We start from the raw sequence: 15,446 nt of genomic DNA on the forward strand, positions 1-15,446 counted from the left end.
ACGGCGAGGGCGAGTTGGGTGACGCACGGCGCGGATGGGGCGGGTGGTGCAGGAGGGGCGGGTGCCCGGTGCAGCGGCAGGCGTTCGGTGCGGTGCGGGGTGTCCGGCGCGGTGCGGGGCGTCCGGCCGTTTCAGGCTCGCGCGTTCCCCTGGGCCAGCGCCCGCGCCCGGATCCGGGCTCCGCCGAGCGCGCGGCGTACGGCTCGGGACCGTCGGGTGGCCCGCAACTCCTCGAAGAGCAGCCGGTAGTGCTCGGCGACCGGCCCGGGGCCGTGCCGGCGGGCGCTCTCCAGCGCGGCCGCCCCCAACGCCCGCCGGCGCGCCGGGTCCCCGACCAGGTCCAGCAGTGCCCCGGCCAACGCCCGCCCGTCGTCGCGCGGCCCCAGCACCCCGCCCCCGCCGGCGTGGATCAGCTCGGTGGGGCCCGGTGGGCGGCCGGTGCCGACGACCGGGACACCGCGCCGCATCGCCTCGACCAGGGCCGGGCCGGACGCCTCGGTGTCCGAGGCCGAGGCGGCGATCGACGCCCCGGCGAACTCCGCCCCGTCCGGTGAGCGCGGTCCGGCCAGTTCGGCCCGGCCGGCCAGTCCCAGCCCGTCGATCAGGCTCCGCAACCGGGCGCGTTCGGGGCCCTCGCCGTGGATCCGCAGCCGCCAGCCGGGGTGCTTGGCGCAGACCGCGGAGAACGCCTCGACCAGCAGCTCGAAGCGCTCGCCGGGGATCAGCCGGCCGGCCGCCACGATGGTGGGCGGGTCGGCGTCCGGGGCGGTGGCGGCTGCTTGCGCGTCGGCTGCCGGGTGCGCGGCGGTCCCGGCGTCGGCGTCGGCGTCGGTAGCCGGTGCGGCGGGCGCGGGGACGACGGCCGGCACCGCCAGCACCCGCACCCCGGGCAGCGGCAGCCGCGACCGCCAGCGGGCCGCCGTCCCCTCGGTGGTGGTGACCAATGCGTCCAACGCCCGGTAAGGGCCGGCGAGTTCGGCGTGCAGTAGCGCGCTGTGCGCGTCGTACGGCAGCGGCTCCTGGGCGATCCGCAGTGCCCGGCGGGGGCCGAAGCGGGCCAGGTAGACGTTGACCCCGGACCGGGTTCCGATGAGGACGTCGGCGTCGGTGCCGCGGAGGAACTCCGCGGCCCGTAGATCGACCAGCCGGCTGTACTGGTGGTGGTGCCGGTCGGCGGCCGGGAAGTCCAGCGCGGGCTCGCCGAACAGCGGGTGCGCCATGTCGTCACTGCCCACCCGGGTGTCCACCAGCGGCACCAGGCGCAGCCGGGGGTCCACCGCGCACCGCGGGACCTCGCGGTGCCGCAGCATCGAGACCAGCTCGACGTCGTGGTGGTCGGCGAGCGCGGTGGCGAACGCGAGCGTGCCGCGCAGGGCGGCGCCGACGGCGTAGGCGTTGTGCAACAGCAGCGTGATCTTCATGCGGTGTCTTCCGGGTGTCGCGCCCGAGGGGCCCGTACCGTCCCCCGGGCGCCGGGTCGTCGGTACTGCCGGCCGGGCCGGGCCCGCGGCCGGTCCCCGCGGGCGGCCCGTCAGGCACCGGCCACCGTTGCGGGACCGGGTAAGCCGCGGGCGTGGCCCGGGTGAGAGACCGGTAAGAAAGCACCGGCGACCCGGCCGCCTGTCGGCTCCCCGAAGGGGCCTTGGCACACTGGCCGGGTGACTCACTCCGTGCTGCTCGCCGAGGACGACCGCCCCATCCGCGCCGCGCTGGAACGTGCCCTGACCCTGGAGGGGTACCAGGTCACCGCCGTCGCCGACGGCATCCAGGCGCTGGCCGCCGCCCACCGGGAGCGGCCGGACGTGATCCTGCTGGACGTGATGATGCCGGGGATCGACGGGCTCCAGGTCTGCCAGGTGCTGCGCGCCGAACAGGACCGCACCCCGATCCTGATGCTGACTGCCCGGGTCGAGACCGCGGACCGGATCGCCGGCCTGGACGCCGGGGCCGACGACTACGTGGTCAAACCGTTCGAGGTCGAGGAGGTCTTCGCGCGGCTGCGGGCGCTGCTGCGGCGTACCGCGCCGGGAGCCGGCGACGGGCCCGGCGAGTCCGGTGAGGGGTACGACGCCCGGGCCGCGGAGAGCGGCGTCGTCGAGGCGGCCGACCTGCGGATCGACGGCCCCTCGCGGCGCGCCTGGCGCGGGGCGCGCGAACTGGAGCTGACCCGCACCGAGTTCGAGCTGCTGGAGCTACTGGCCCGCAATGCCGGAATCGTCCTGGACCATTCCACGATCTACGACCGGATATGGGGCTACGACTTTGGACCCGGCTCGAAGAACCTCGCCGTCTACGTCGGCTACCTCCGGCGGAAGGTCGACGTGCCGGGCAGCCACCCGCTGATCCACACGGTGCGCGGCGTCGGCTACGTCCTCCGGGAGGACTGAGTGCCCGGGCGCCGCGATCGGCCCGCCCGGCTGCCGGCGACCCGCCGGGTCGCGCGGTGGCTGCCGGCCTGGCTGCGCGCCCGCAAACCGGCCAGCCTGCGCACCTCCTTCGCGCTGGCCTTCGCCGTCGGCGCCGCCGGGGTGACCGTCCTGGTCGGCTTCCTCAGCTACGACTCGGCCGCCCGGCTGGTGCGGCTGGACGAGAAGTCGGTCTTCAGCGAGGTCGTCCGGGACCTGCGGGCCCAGGTGCGGGAGCGACCGCACACCCCCGCCGACTACCTCGCCGACCCCGGTGCAGGCCCCGGTGCAGGCCCCGGTGGGCCGCGCGACGAACTGGCCGGCGCCACCCGCACCGACGTGCAGGTACTGGCCGCCGGCGGGCGGATCGCCGAGGCCGGGCACCCCGCGCTGCCGGCCGGGGAGCGCGAACGGCAGGTCACCGCCCGACGGGAGGCCGGGAGCTACGAGGAACGGGTGGCCGTCCTCGGCGACGAGGAGTACCACGTCGCCACCGTCGCGCTCGGCGACGGGCGCGGCGCCGTCCAGGTCGCCCAGAAGTTCAGCGGCACCGAGGACCTGATCTCCGCGCTCCAGCAGCGCACCGTGCTGCTGGCCGCCGGGGTGATCGCACTGGCCGGGGCGGTCGGCTGGTGGCTGGCCCGCCGGATCACCGGGCGGCTGGTCCGGCTCACCGCGGTCGCCGAGAGCGTCGCCGCGCACGGCCGGGTGGACGTGGCGGTGCCGGTCGCGGGCCGGGACGAGGTCGCCCGGCTCGGGCGGGCCTTCGACGACATGCTCGGTCGGTTGACCACCGCGGTGCGCGACCAGCAGCGGCTGGTCCAGGACGCCGGGCACGAGCTGCGCACCCCGTTGACCTCGTTGCGCACCAACATCTCGCTGCTCAAGCGCTTCGACGAGCTGCCGCCGGACGCCCGCGAGGAGCTGCTCGCCGATCTGGCCGGCGAGGCCCGGGAGCTGACCGACCTGGTCAACGAGCTGGTCGACCTGGCGGCCGGACAGCGCGACGACGACCCGCCGTCGGACGTCGACCTGGCCGAGGTCGCCGACCGCGCGGCCGCCGCGGCCCGCCGCCGCACCGGCCGCGAGATCACCCTGCGGACCGACCGCCCGGCGGTCGTCGTGGGCCGCCCGGCCGCCCTGCACCGGGCGCTCGGCAACCTCCTGGAGAACGCCGCCAAGTTCGACGCCGACGGCACCGCGCCCATCGACATCGTGGTCACCGGGGCCCGCGTCGAGGTCCTGGACCGCGGCCCGGGCATCGCCGACTGCGACCTCCCCTACGTCTTCGACCGCTTCTACCGCGCTCCGGCCGCCCGCGGCCTGCCTGGTTCCGGGCTCGGTCTGGCCATCGTGTGGGAGATCGCGGCGGCCCACGGCGGCCGTGCCTTCGCCGCCGCCCGCGCCGGCGGCGGCGCCCGGCTGGGCTTCACGGTGGCCGACGACGGCCCCGACGCGCCGCCCGGCCGGGCGGCCGTGGCCGCCGGCGGGGCGGCATGACGCCTGCGGGGTGACGTGACGCCTGCGGCGAGGAGTCCGGTCGGCCTGGTCCGTCCGTCCGCCTGGTCCGGGCGCCGCGCGCCGCTTCGCCGGGGCCGCCGCATCCCCGGTGCGGGCGCCGGCGCGGCGCTCGCTAACGGCCCGGCTGCTCCCCCTGGGCCGTCTCCACGGTCTGGTGGAGATCGGCCGCCGCGTCCACCGCGCCCGCCGCGGAGAAGGCGACACAGGCCAGCAGGGCGGCCGCTATCAGCCGTCGGCCACCCGGCAGCACCCGGCTACGGGGGCGGTCCGCCGGCCGGTCGGGCGTGAGCAGGGCGGCGACCCGGCGCGGCACCGGGCCGCTCGTCGCGGCCAGTGCGGTGCTCGGGCGGGGGACCGCCGCGGTGTGCGTCCGGGCGGCCAGCGCGGCGCGGCCGATGGCCCGGGCGGTGACCTGCCGGTCGCCCACCCGGGAAGCGGCGGACTCGTCGGCCCAGCGCTCCAGCGCGTACGCCAGCGGGGCCTTGAGCCCGCGGAGCAGCGGGTGGCAGGCCGCGGCCAGCGCGACGGTGAGCAGGAAGAGGTGGTGGCGGCCCGCGAGGTGGGCGCGCTCGTGGGCGAACAGGGCCTCCCGCTCGGCCGGTGGCAGCGCCCGCAGCATCCCGGCGGTGACCACCACCCGGCCCGGCCGGCCCGGGAGGGCGTAGGCGTCGGGCTCCGCGTCCGGCAGGACGCACAGGTCGCCGGCGAGGCCGTGGTCGTCGGCGGTGCGCCGGGCGGCGCGCAGCTCGGCGCGGTGCCGCAGGGCGCGGCGGGCGACCGCGAGCGCGCAGCAGGCCAGCAGGGCGCCGGCGATCGGGGCGGCCGGGACGGTCACCACCGCGTCGGTGCCCGGCAGTGCCCGCTCCAGATGACCGAAGGCCGCTACCGGCGGCAGCCACAGCGCCCCGGCGACCGTGAGCAGCCCCAGCGCCGCGGCCGTGCAGGCGGCCAGGGCGGCGGCGCAGCCGGTCAGCAGCCAGGCCGCGGCGCGCGGCGGCAGTGACTCGGCGAGCCGGCGGGCGGTCGGCACCGCCAGCAGCGGCATCAGCAGCGGGATCCAGACGGCGACGATCATGGCGCGGTCCCGGACCCGGGCAGTCGGCCGCCGGCAGCGCCCTCAGGGCCTCCTGGTTCGGCCTCGTCCAGCAGGGAGCGGAGCAGCTGCTCGTCCTCGATGGTCAGCTCGGAGACGAAGCGGGCGAGCGCGGTGATGCGGTCGTCCTGCTTGTCCAGCTCGCTGCGCATCCGCCGGGCGGTCAGGCCGGCGGAGTCGTGTATCGGCGAATAGGCGAAGCCGCGGCCGGCCCGGGAGCGGGACACCGCGCCCTTGTCGTGCAGCCGGCTGAGGATGGTCGTGACGGTCGTCCGGGCGAGCCGGCCGTCCAGCTCGCCCTGCACTTCGGCCGGGGTCAAAGGTTCTCCGGCCGCCCACAGGGCCGCCAACACGCTCGCCTCCAGCTCGCCGGCGGGGCGACGAGCCGAGGGTGATGTCTCCGACATGGAACGCCCTCCACCATCCCGTCGTCTACAGTTTTGTAGACCGTCTACTGGTCTGTAGACGGTGGGGTCGGCCGGTCGGCGGACCCGCAACCCATTATGGGAGGGGCCACCGACATGGCCGTAGCGGCCGTGGCACTGCACGCCAGCACCGTCACCCAGGCGGTCAACATCCTCGACGCCGGCTCACTGCTCGCCGCCTTCGGCGCGCTCGGCGTCGCCGTCGTCCTGTTCGCCGAGACCGGCCTCCTGGTCGGCTTCTTCCTGCCCGGCGACTCCCTGCTGTTCACCGCCGGGCTGCTGTGCGCGCCCGGCGTCGGCGGCGCCGTCCACCTCGCCCTGCCGCAGGTGCTGGTCGCCGCGGCCGTCGGCACGCTCCTCGGCTCCCAGACCGGCTACTGGATCGGTCGGCGCGGCGGCCGCACGCTGCTCGCCCGCGGCCGGTCCCGCAAGCTCCAGGAGGGCGCCGCCCGCGCCGAGGAGTACCTGACGCGCTACGGCCACGCCAAGGCGATCGTCCTGGCCCGCTTCGTGCCGATCGTCCGCACCGTGCTCAACCCGCTGGCCGGCGCCCTGAACGTGCCCGTCCGCACCTACACCCTCTGGCAGGTCACCGGTGGCCTGATCTGGACGCTCGGCCTCACGCTCGCCGGGTACGCCCTGGGCTCCTCGGTACCCAACGTCGACCGGTACCTCCTCCCGGTCGTCGCCCTCGTGGTCCTGGTGTCGCTGGCCCCGATCGCCCTGGAAGTGCTCCGCTCCCGCAAGCAGCGCCGGGCCGGTGGGCCGGCCGCGGAGCCCACCGATGCGTCGGATCCCGCCACCGTGCCACCGGCACCCTGAACGACCCGGCACACTTGCTGGAGCACACCGGGCGGCCGGCGCACCATCAGGACCGCCCGGCACCCAGCCCACGCACCACGCACCGATCCGCCAAGGAGAAAGCCCAGTGACCGACCTCGCCTTCGGCGGAGCCTCGATCGACGGCGGCCTGTACACCTCTGTGACGGGCTTCGCCCAGCAGATGCCGCACTTCCTCAACTCCCTGGTCTCCTACTGGACCGACCTCGGGCTGGGGGTCTTCGCGCTGCTGATGCTGGCCGGCTGGTGGCGCGCCCGACAGCGGCTCGGCGGCAGCTCCCGCCGCCGGCTCGCCCGCGGGGAGGGGCGGCACACGCCCACCGTGTCGATGGCGATGGCGCTGGCCGTCCCCGTCGTCGTGGTCCTGGCCTACGTGGTCAACGACGTGGTCAAGAGCTTCTTCCACGAACAGCGCCCCTGCCAGACCCTGCACGTCATCACCGTCGAACCGTGCCCCGGAATCGGTGACTGGTCCTTCCCCAGCAACCACTCGGTGATCGCCGCCTCCGCGGCCGTCGCCCTGCTCCTGCTGGACCGCCGGCTCGGCGCCATCGCCGTCCCGGCCGCGCTCCTGATGGGCGCCTCCCGGGTCTGGGTCGGCGCCCACTACCCGCACGACGTCGTGGTCGGCCTGGTCGTCGGCACCCTGGTCGCCGCGGTCCTCATGCCGCTCGCCCGGCGCGCCGCACCACTGGTCGAACGGGTCCGGGAGACCCCGCTGCGCCCGTTGGTCGCCGCCCGGTGACGTCCTCGGGGGCGCCGCCGGAACCGGCCGCCGGCCCATCGGGCGGGGGCACCCGCCGCGGCCCGCGCCTGGGCGCGCCCCCGAGCCACCTCCTGATCGCCGCGGCCCTGGCCGCCGCCCTCTTCGCCGCCGTGGCGGTCACCGCGGCCGTCCGGCACGGCGCCCCGCTCGCCCCCGAACGGGCCGCCCTCCACTGGGCCACCGCCCACCGGGGGGAGCCGCTGCGCTCCCTGGCCGGCGCCCTGACCGCGACCGGCACCGGCGTCGTCCCGTACCTGATGGCGCTCCTCGCCGGCCTCCTGGCCGGCCGCGACACCCCCGGCCGGATCCGCGCGGCGCTCGGCGCGGTGCTCGTCCTCGCCGCCTGCCAGGCCGTCCGCTACGGCCTGATGGAACTGTTCGCCCGGCCCCGCCCACCGCTCGCCGACTGGGCCGGCCGGGCCACCGGCTACTCCTTCCCCTCCGGCCACGCCACCACCTCCGCGCTGGCCGCCGGCATCCTGGCCTGGGGCGTGCTGCACCGCACCCGCCCCGGCACCGGCCGCCCGTGGTGCGCGCTGCTCGCCCTCTGGGCCGTCGGCGTCGGCCTCACCCGCGTCTACCTGGGCGTCCACTGGGCCGGCGACGTGCTGGCCGGCTGGTTCCTGGCCGCCGCCTTGCTGGCCCTCGCCCTGCTCCTCGACCCCCTGGCCGTGCCGCCCACCGGCAGCCCGGAAGCTCCCCCCAGTGCTTGGCCATGATTGCCTGACGATCGCCCCAGGTCTTCGCCAAGGCCGCATGGACCCCCGCCGTGCCGAGCACCACTGTCGTGGGCACCGGTGACCGCGCCCGACCGCCACCGGGCCCGCACCCGTACCTGCGCAGAGCACCAGGGGGACTGCCATGAACCAGTCGACGAGCGCCCCGCCCGCCGCCCGCCCGGCCACGTTGGCCGCCGCCCGCAACCGCTGCCCGGCCGCCGCAGCCGCCGACCCCACCCCGTGCGACGGCCCGCCCGACACGGCCACCCTCATCGACCGCCACGGCCGCGAAGTGGCCGGCTGCGTCCAGCACTGCGCCCGCCTCCTCCCCGGCCTCGACGGCGCCCGCGTCCACCCCTTCGCCCCCACCCCCCAGGCCCTGGACATCTACTCCCGCGCCAGCGAACTCCCGCCGTTCGCATGGGAGATCGGGCGGTAGCGCCCGCCGACGCAAACGCCCCGGGCCCCGGGGCTCAGCACACCCATGGGGCAGCGGGGCCGCTCGTCCTCGGCCCAGCCGATGCGGACGCCGGGGCCGCACAGCATGCGCAGGTCCCCGAGGTCCGACGGCAGGGACTTCTCAGGGACTTTCAGGTCCGTCCCATGGAGCTTGCAGGGACTTTCCGCCGCATGCGCAGGGCAGGCCCTGACCGCGCTGAAAGATGCCAACGCGCTGGTCAGGGCCTGTAGCCGAGGTGTTCCGTCAGCACTCGATGATGTTCACCGCGAGTCCGCCGCGGGCGGTCTCCTTGTACTTGACGCTCATGTCGGCGCCGGTCTCCTTCATGGTCTTGATGACCTTGTCGAGGGAGACGTGGTGGCGGCCGTCGCCGCGCAGCGACATCCGGGCGGCGGTGACGGCCTTCACGGCGGCCATGCCGTTGCGCTCGATGCACGGGATCTGGACGAGGCCGCCGACCGGGTCGCAGGTCAGGCCGAGGTTGTGCTCCATGCCGATCTCGGCGGCGTTCTCGACCTGCTCGGGGCTGCCGCCGAGGACCTCGGCCAGGCCGCCGGCGGCCATCGAGCAGGCGGAGCCGACCTCGCCCTGGCAGCCGACCTCGGCGCCGGAGATGGAGGCGTTCTCCTTGAAGAGCATGCCGATGGCGCCGGCCGCGAGGAGGAAGCGGACCACCCCGTCCTCGTCGGCACCCGGGACGAAGTTGACGTAGTAGTGCAGCACCGCGGGGATGATGCCGGCCGCGCCGTTGGTGGGGGCGGTCACCACCCGGCCGCCGGCGGCGTTCTCCTCGTTGACGGCCATGGCGTAGAGAGTGACCCATTCCATGGCGTGGGCGGCCGCGTCGCCTTCGGAGCGCAGCGCGCGGGCGGCGTTGGCGGCGCGGCGGCGGACCTTCAGGCCGCCGGGGAGGATGCCCTCACGGGCCATGCCGCGGGTGACGCAGCCCTGCATGACCCGCCAGATCTCCAGCAGGCCGGCGCGGATCTCCTCCTCGGTGCGCCAGGCCCTCTCGTTCTCCAGCATCAGGGCGGAGATCGACAGGCCGGTTTCCCGGGAGAGCCGCAGCAGCTCGTCGCCGGTGCGGAAGGGGTGCGTCAGGACGGTGTCGTCGAGCTTGATCCGGTCCTCGCCGACCGCGTCCTCGTCGACGACGAAGCCGCCGCCCACCGAGTAGTAGGTCTTCTCCAGCAGGGGGGCGCCCGCCGTGTCGTAGGCGAAGAGGGTCATGCCGTTGGCGTGGTACGGCAGCGACCGGCGGCGGTGCAGGATCAGCTGGGTGGGCTCGTCGAAGTCGATCTCGTGCGCGGTGCCTATCTCGGCGCCGAGGAGGCGCAGCCGGCCGCTGGTGCGGATGCGCGTCACCTCGTCGTCGGCGGACTCGACGTCGACGGTGCGCGGGGAGTGGCCCTCCAGGCCGAGCAGCACGGCCTTGGGGGTGCCGTGGCCGTGGCCGGTGGCGCCCAGCGAGCCGAACAGTTCGGCTCGCACCGAGACCGTCTGAGCGAGCAGACCGTCCTTCTTGAGCCGGCGGGCGAACATCCGGGCGGCCCGCATGGGACCGACGGTGTGGGAGCTGGACGGGCCGATGCCGATGGAGAAGAGGTCGAAGACGGAGATGGCCACGGGGGCGGACTCCCTTGTCTGCTCGTGGTGGACGGTGGAGCACATCGGGGCAGGATGGGGTGTTTCCGGCCCGACTGTCGAGCGTAACCCGCTCGCGGGGGATTGCCGCCGGACGGGGCGTGGCGGGCGGGAGACGAGGAGGTGAAGCCGGACGGCGGCGGCGCCGAGGGGCGCGGGGGCGGGCGTCCGGGCAGAGGGGGTGGGCCGGGGCCGGGGGGCCGGCGCGGGGCCCGGTGCGGCGGCGGGCCGGGGATGCGGCCCGCCGCCTGGTTACCGGGGGTGGTGGTGCCCCGGTAACCGGCCCGTCACAGCGACGGGTACAGCGGGAACTTCTCCGCCAGGGCCGTGACCCGGGCCTTGAGCGTCTCGCGCTCGTAGGTGGGCTTGAGCGCCTCGGCGATGATGTCGGCGACCTCACGGAAGTCTTCGGCCTGGAAGCCGCGGGTGGCCAGGGCCGGGGTGCCGATCCGCAGGCCGGAGGTGACCATCGGGGGCCGCGGGTCGTTCGGGATGGCGTTGCGGTTGACGGTGATGCCTACCTCGTGGAGGCGGTCCTCGGCCTGCTGGCCGTCGAGAGCCGAGTCGCGCAGGTCGACCAGGACGAGGTGGACGTCGGTGCCGCCGGAGAGCACCGAGACGCCGTGCTCCTTGACGTCGTCCTGGATCAGGCGCTCGGCCAGGATCTTGGCGCCCTCAAGGGTGCGCTGCTGGCGCTCCTTGAACTCCTCGGACGCGGCGACCTTGAAGGACACGGCCTTGGCGGCGATCACGTGCTCCAGCGGGCCGCCCTGCTGACCAGGGAAGACAGCCGAGTTGATCTTCTTGGCCAGTTCCTGGGTGGAGAGGATGACGCCGCCCCGGGGGCCGCCCAGCGTCTTGTGCGTGGTGGTGGTCACGACGTGGGCGTGCGGTACGGGGGAGGGGTGCAGGCCCGCGGCCACCAGGCCGGCGAAGTGGGCCATGTCGACCATCAGGTACGCGCCGACCTCGTCCGCGATCCGGCGGAAGGCGGCGAAGTCGAGCTGGCGCGGGTAGGCGGACCAGCCGGCGACGATCAGCTTGGGGCGGTGCTCCTTGGCGAGGCGCTCGACCTCCTCCATGTCGACCAGGTTGGTCTTCTCGTCGACGTGGTAGGGCACCACGTTGTAGAGCTTGCCGGAGAAGTTGATCTTCATGCCGTGGGTGAGGTGCCCGCCGTGGGCGAGGTTCAGACCCAGGATGGTGTCGCCCGGCTTGATCAGCGCGAACATCGCGGCGGCGTTGGCCTGCGCGCCGGAGTGCGGCTGGACGTTGGCGGCCTCGGCGCCGAAGAGCGCCTTGATCCGGTCGATGGCGATCTGCTCGACGACGTCGACGTGCTCGCAGCCGCCGTAGTAGCGGCGGCCCGGGTAGCCCTCGGCGTACTTGTTGGTGAGGACCGAGCCCTGGGCCTCCATGACGGCGACCGGGGCGAAGTTCTCCGACGCGATCATTTCGAGGGTGGACTGCTGACGGTGCAGCTCGGCGTCGACGGCGGCGGCGACGTCGGGGTCGAGCTCATGGAGGGAGCTGTTCAGAAGCGACATGAGACTTCCTGGAGAGAGGGGGAGCGGGCGGGGCGCCGCGGCCCCGCCCGTGCGGTGGCGGGGTCGGGGCCAGGGCACTCCCAGCGTGAGCTGGGGGAGTCAGCCGGCGGTGAAGGCGGTGTACTCGTCGGCCGTGAGCAGGTCCTCCGGCTCACCGGTGATCTTCACCTTGAACAGCCAACCGCCCTCGAACGGGGCGGAGTTCGCCAGCGAGGGATCGGCGACAACGTCCTCGTTGACCTCGGTGATCTCGCCGTCCACGGGCGAGTAGAGGTCGCTGACGGACTTGGTCGACTCCAGCTCACCGCAGGACTCGCCCGCGGTGACGGTGGCCCCGACCTCGGGGAGCTGCACGAAGACGACATCGCCGAGGGCGTTGGCCGCGTGCTCGGTGATGCCGACCGTCGAGACGCCGCCCTCGGCGTCCGACAGCCACTCGTGCTCCTTGCTGTAGCGCAGCTGCTGGGGGTTGTCCATGGCTTGATTCTCCTGTACGCGGGGGTGTGATCGTGAAGAGGGTCTTGCCCAATGAGACACGTGATGCCGGACGCAACGGCGCAGGTCCGCGGCGGGCACCGCGGACTCGCCGGCGCCGCCTGCTACTTCTGCCGCTTGTAGAAGGGCAGCGCGACGACCTCGTACGGCTCGTGCGTTCCGCGGATGTCCACCCGGACGCCCGCCGTGCCCGGTGCGGCGTACCCGGCATCGACATAGGCGATGGCGATCGGCTTGCCGAGGGTCGGGGACGGCGCTCCCGAGGTGACCTCGCCGATCACCGTTCCGTCGGCCGCCACGACCGGGTAGCCGGCGCGCGGCACCCGGCGCCCCTCGGCGACCAGGCCGACCAGCTTGCGCGGCGGGTCCTGCTCGGCGCGCTCGGCGGCCGCCCGAAGCGCGGCGCGGCCGACGAAGTCGCCCTCCTTCTCGAACTTCACGACCCGGCCCAGGCCCGCGTCGAAGGGGGTGAGCGCGGTCGTCAGCTCGTGCCCGTACAGCGGCATCCCCGCCTCCAGGCGCAGGGTGTCGCGGCAGGACAGCCCGCACGGGACCAGGCCGACGTCCTGGCCCGCCTCGGTCAGCGCCGTCCACACGGCGACCGCGTCCGCCGGCCGGACGAACAGCTCGAAGCCGTCCTCGCCGGTGTAGCCGGTCCGGGCGATCAGCGCCTCGACGCCGGCGACCGTGCCGGGCAGCCCCGCGTAGTACTTCAGGCCGTCCAGGTCGGCATCGGTGAGCTTCTTGAGGATGCCGGGGGACTCCGGGCCCTGCACCGCGATCAGCGCGTAGGCGTCCCGGTCGTCGCGGAGCGCGGCGTCGAAGCCCGCCTGCCGGCCGGCCAGCGCGTCCAGCACCACCTGGGCGTTGGAGGCGTTGGCGACGACCATGAACTCGCGCTCGGCGAGCCGGTAGACGATCAGGTCGTCGAGGATGCCGCCGTCGGGGCCGCAGATCATGGTGTAGCGGGCCCGGCCGACCTTGAGGGCGCCGATGTTGCCGACCAGCGCGTGGTCGAGGAGCGCACCGGCCTGCGGACCGGTGACGGTGATCTCGCCCATGTGGGAGAGGTCGAACAGGCCGGCGCGGGTGCGGACCGCGACATGCTCCTCGCGTTCGCTGCTGTAGCGCAGCGGCATGTCCCAGCCGGCGAAGTCGGTCATGGTCGCGCCGAGCGCGCGGTGCGTGGCATCCAGCGCGGTACGGCGAGGGGCATCAGTCATCGTTCGGGCTCCCAGGCATGGGTGACAAGACGGTCTCCCCATCTGTCATCGGAACCTGAGAGGTTCACCGGGAGTCCGCGAACGGACCCGGTTTGCACCTTGGGTGGAGCCGCCCCCTTCAGCCGGGCCGCGACTCGCTTTTCAGATCTGCCTCGCCCGCGCGGTATAGGGGCCTGAGAGATTCAAGGGAGGACTTGCTCCTTCGGCGCCCCGCCGTGGCGGCCGGGGACTCTCCCGCGCGGATTCAAGCGGCCGGTATGCAGTTGGCTGGCTGTGCACGAGTGACCAGTGGTGTGCCCGTGGCGGCCACATCATTACACGGGATCGCCGGATACAGGAGCCCCGGCCGCCGCTCCGTGCCCGGTCACCCGTACCGCGTCCGGCCGGCCGGGCCCGCCGCCGCGTCGCCCGGCGCCCCCGTCGGCCCGTCAGATCCCTTGGTACGGAGGGCTATCGCCTTGCTGCTCATTACCTTTTCTTGACACTCTGCGGGAAGGTCGGGTCCCGAACCCGACCTGAGCCGACGGGGAGGGGCGATCACGGTGCACAGCGAAGCGGCATACGCGACGACGGCAGGGGTGGCACCGCCGGAGCCCGCACCGAAACCGGCGCCGGCCGCACTCCGGGCGGACCGTCGCCCCCGCCCCGCCGCCCGGTCCGACCGGCCCCGCATCATCGATCTGCGGGACGGCGCCCGCACCCCCCGCACCGCGCTCCGTTTCCCGCCCGGCGACCTGATCGTGGTCTCTGGGCTGCCCGGCAGCGGCAAGAGCACCCTGATGGGCCGGGTGGTGCCGCACCGCGACGGCCGCGGCGCCGCGGTGTGCCGCATCGACTCCCAGGACGCCCGGGAACGCTGGGAGCGCGGCCGGTTGCGCCGCCTCCCGTACGCGCTCTACCGCCCGCTGGTCCGGGTGGCGCACTATCTGGCGCTGCGCCGGGCGGTGCGCTCCGGCGGGAGTGTGGTGATCCACGACTGCGGGACGCTGGCGTGGGTGCGCCGCTGGCTCTCCCGGGCGGTCCGGCGCGACGGCCGGGGGCTGCACCTGGTGCTGCTCGACGTACCGCCCGAAGCGGCGCTGACCGGCCAACGGGCGCGCGGCCGGGGGGTGTCGCGGTACGCCTTCGCGCGGCACCGCCGGGCGGTCCGCCGGCTGGTCGCCCGGGCCGAGGAGGCCCGGCTGCCGCCGGGCTTCGGCTCCGCGGTACTGCTGGACCGGCCCGCCGCCGGGGCCCTGGAGCGCGTCACGTTCGGCTGACCGGGCCGGGGCCGCCCGCACCCGGCCCCGCTCGCCCGCCCGCCGTCGCCGTCGTCGCGGCCACCGCCGGCTTCGGCGACCGGCGCTCCGCCCGTTAGGGTCTGACCCACCGGGCGGGCCTGCGGGCCCGCCCCCAGGGTCAGGGGCCGGGCAGCGCGGCCAGTAATGGGTGGGTGAGATGAACTATCCGGACAATTACCCGCAGCACGGCGGTCCGGTGTCGGGGGACCTCTCGGGCACGGGGATACCGCAGCTGGCCTGGCCGGCCAACGAGCTGGAGGAGGTGCTGGCCGCGTCGGTCGGACACCCCGGGGCCGGCGGCCGGATCGTCGAGGTGCTGGGCCGCAGCCGGGTGTGGGTGCCGCTGCCCGAGGGCGGCGGCCCGGAGCGCGGCGGCCTCGGCGCGGCCGGCCTGGACCTGCCGACCGTCGAGATCGGCGGCGCCGCGTACGTCCCGGTCTTCAGCTCCGAGCAGGAGTTCCTGAAGGTCGTCGGCGCGCATCTGTCGTACACCGTCGCGCCCGCGCAGGAGTTCGCCCGCGGGCTGCCCCCGCTACTGGGCATCGCGGTCAATCCGGGCGGCACCGTCGGCGTCCCGCTGCCGCCGCCCGCGGTGGCCGAATTGTGTCGGATCGGGTGGACGGATCCGGCCGGTCGCCAGGTCGGCGGCGCCCGGGTGCGACTCTTCGAACCGGACTGGCAGCACGAGCCGGTGGACTTCCTGGCCGCCGCCGGCCTGGCGTTCTCCGCCGCCGGGTTCGTGCTGACCGCCCGGCGCGCGCTCGCCAGCGTCGAGGGCGACACGCCGGCGCTCTTCGTCGGGGTGCAGATCGAGGTCGCCCCCGAGCGGCTGCACGACGGCAGCGCCCGCGACGAGGTGCTCGCGGCGCTGGGCCGGGCGCTGGGCCAGGTGCCGGTGCCCTGGCCGGTCCAGCTCGTCCTGCTCGACATCGCCCAGGGCGACCCGGTCGCCGACTGGATGCTGGAGCGCGTGCGGCCCTTCTACACCCGGGACCACTCGTAAGCTGGTGGAACGACGGGCGGGCGCA

The 15,446-nt window shown here is 75.0% G+C and carries 15 protein-coding genes and 1 riboswitch; of the genes, 8 read left to right on the forward strand and 7 right to left on the reverse strand.

Features of this window, described 5'->3' with window-relative positions; translation table 11 throughout:
- Positions 1-131 precede the first annotated feature (131 nt).
- Positions 132-1,421 (reverse strand): glycosyltransferase, encoded by a 1,290-nt coding sequence (locus tag ACFVT2_RS28710; protein WP_390022485.1) that lies wholly within the window; start codon positions 1,419-1,421, stop codon positions 132-134.
- 237 nt (positions 1,422-1,658) lie between these two features.
- Between ACFVT2_RS28710 and ACFVT2_RS28715 the strand changes: the two genes are divergently transcribed.
- Positions 1,659-2,387: a response regulator transcription factor gene (locus ACFVT2_RS28715; RefSeq protein WP_390022487.1), complete on the forward strand. Its 729-nt coding sequence runs from the start codon at positions 1,659-1,661 to the stop codon at positions 2,385-2,387.
- Positions 2,388-3,905, forward strand: a complete 1,518-nt coding sequence (locus ACFVT2_RS28720) for an ATP-binding protein (RefSeq protein ID WP_390022489.1) — start codon at positions 2,388-2,390, stop codon at positions 3,903-3,905.
- A 133-nt stretch (positions 3,906-4,038) separates the two neighbouring features.
- Here the strand turns inward: ACFVT2_RS28720 and ACFVT2_RS28725 are convergent, their stop codons facing one another.
- Together ACFVT2_RS28725 and ACFVT2_RS28730 are read right to left on the reverse strand one after the other, a co-directional pair.
- Positions 4,039-5,001, reverse strand: coding sequence for a M56 family metallopeptidase (locus tag ACFVT2_RS28725; protein ID WP_390022490.1), 963 nt, complete (start codon positions 4,999-5,001; stop codon positions 4,039-4,041).
- Positions 4,998-5,426: a BlaI/MecI/CopY family transcriptional regulator gene (locus ACFVT2_RS28730; protein WP_390022492.1), complete on the reverse strand. Its 429-nt coding sequence runs from the start codon at positions 5,424-5,426 to the stop codon at positions 4,998-5,000. The genes ACFVT2_RS28725 and ACFVT2_RS28730 overlap by 4 nt, the downstream gene beginning before the upstream one ends.
- A 114-nt stretch (positions 5,427-5,540) precedes the next feature.
- Between ACFVT2_RS28730 and ACFVT2_RS28735 the strand changes: the two genes are divergently transcribed.
- The 4 genes from ACFVT2_RS28735 (at position 5,541) to ACFVT2_RS28750 (ending at position 8,208) form a co-directional block, all read left to right on the forward strand.
- Complete coding sequence (locus tag ACFVT2_RS28735; protein WP_390022493.1) at positions 5,541-6,266, forward strand: DedA family protein; 726 nt, start codon at positions 5,541-5,543, stop codon at positions 6,264-6,266.
- 106 nt (positions 6,267-6,372) lie between these two features.
- Positions 6,373-7,029 (forward strand): phosphatase PAP2 family protein, encoded by a 657-nt coding sequence (locus ACFVT2_RS28740; protein WP_390022494.1) that lies wholly within the window; start codon positions 6,373-6,375, stop codon positions 7,027-7,029.
- The gene (locus ACFVT2_RS28745; protein WP_390022495.1) at positions 7,026-7,769 is read left to right on the forward strand and encodes a phosphatase PAP2 family protein; all 744 of its coding nucleotides are present in this window, start codon (positions 7,026-7,028) and stop codon (positions 7,767-7,769) included. The genes ACFVT2_RS28740 and ACFVT2_RS28745 overlap by 4 nt, the downstream gene beginning before the upstream one ends.
- Positions 7,770-7,911: 142 nt before the next feature.
- Positions 7,912-8,208, forward strand: a complete 297-nt coding sequence (locus ACFVT2_RS28750) for a hypothetical protein (RefSeq protein ID WP_390022496.1) — start codon at positions 7,912-7,914, stop codon at positions 8,206-8,208.
- A 264-nt stretch (positions 8,209-8,472) separates the two neighbouring features.
- On the opposite strand, the gene ACFVT2_RS28755 is transcribed toward ACFVT2_RS28750, so the two are convergent.
- From ACFVT2_RS28755 to gcvT, 4 genes are all read right to left on the reverse strand, one after another.
- Positions 8,473-9,855 carry an L-serine ammonia-lyase gene (locus tag ACFVT2_RS28755; protein WP_390022564.1) on the reverse strand — a complete coding sequence of 461 codons (1,383 nt, stop codon included), beginning with the start codon at positions 9,853-9,855 and terminating at the stop codon, positions 8,473-8,475.
- 305 nt (positions 9,856-10,160) lie between these two features.
- Positions 10,161-11,420, reverse strand: a complete 1,260-nt coding sequence (glyA, locus tag ACFVT2_RS28760) for a serine hydroxymethyltransferase (RefSeq protein ID WP_390022498.1) — start codon at positions 11,418-11,420, stop codon at positions 10,161-10,163.
- A 99-nt stretch (positions 11,421-11,519) separates the two neighbouring features.
- Entirely contained in the window at positions 11,520-11,897 is a 378-nt protein-coding gene (gene gcvH / locus ACFVT2_RS28765) for a glycine cleavage system protein GcvH (RefSeq protein WP_390022500.1), read from the reverse strand.
- Positions 11,898-12,019: 122 nt separating this feature from the next.
- A complete protein-coding gene (gene gcvT, locus ACFVT2_RS28770) occupies positions 12,020-13,138 on the reverse strand; it encodes a glycine cleavage system aminomethyltransferase GcvT (protein WP_390022501.1) in 1,119 nt (372 codons plus the stop codon).
- A 151-nt stretch (positions 13,139-13,289) separates the two neighbouring features.
- A riboswitch (glycine riboswitch) is annotated at positions 13,290-13,385 on the reverse strand.
- A gap of 295 nt (positions 13,386-13,680) precedes the next feature.
- Here gcvT and ACFVT2_RS28775 point away from each other — a divergent pair.
- Together ACFVT2_RS28775 and ACFVT2_RS28780 are read left to right on the forward strand one after the other, a co-directional pair.
- Positions 13,681-14,397, forward strand: a complete 717-nt coding sequence (locus ACFVT2_RS28775) for an AAA family ATPase (protein ID WP_390022502.1) — start codon at positions 13,681-13,683, stop codon at positions 14,395-14,397.
- Between the two features lie 178 nt (positions 14,398-14,575).
- Positions 14,576-15,421 (forward strand): enhanced serine sensitivity protein SseB, encoded by an 846-nt coding sequence (locus ACFVT2_RS28780; RefSeq protein ID WP_390022504.1) that lies wholly within the window; start codon positions 14,576-14,578, stop codon positions 15,419-15,421.
- The last annotated feature ends 25 nt before the right edge of the window (positions 15,422-15,446 follow it).

This window comes from Streptomyces sp. NPDC058000 (assembly GCF_042886435.1).
GTDB lineage: Bacteria > Actinomycetota > Actinomycetes > Streptomycetales > Streptomycetaceae > Streptomyces.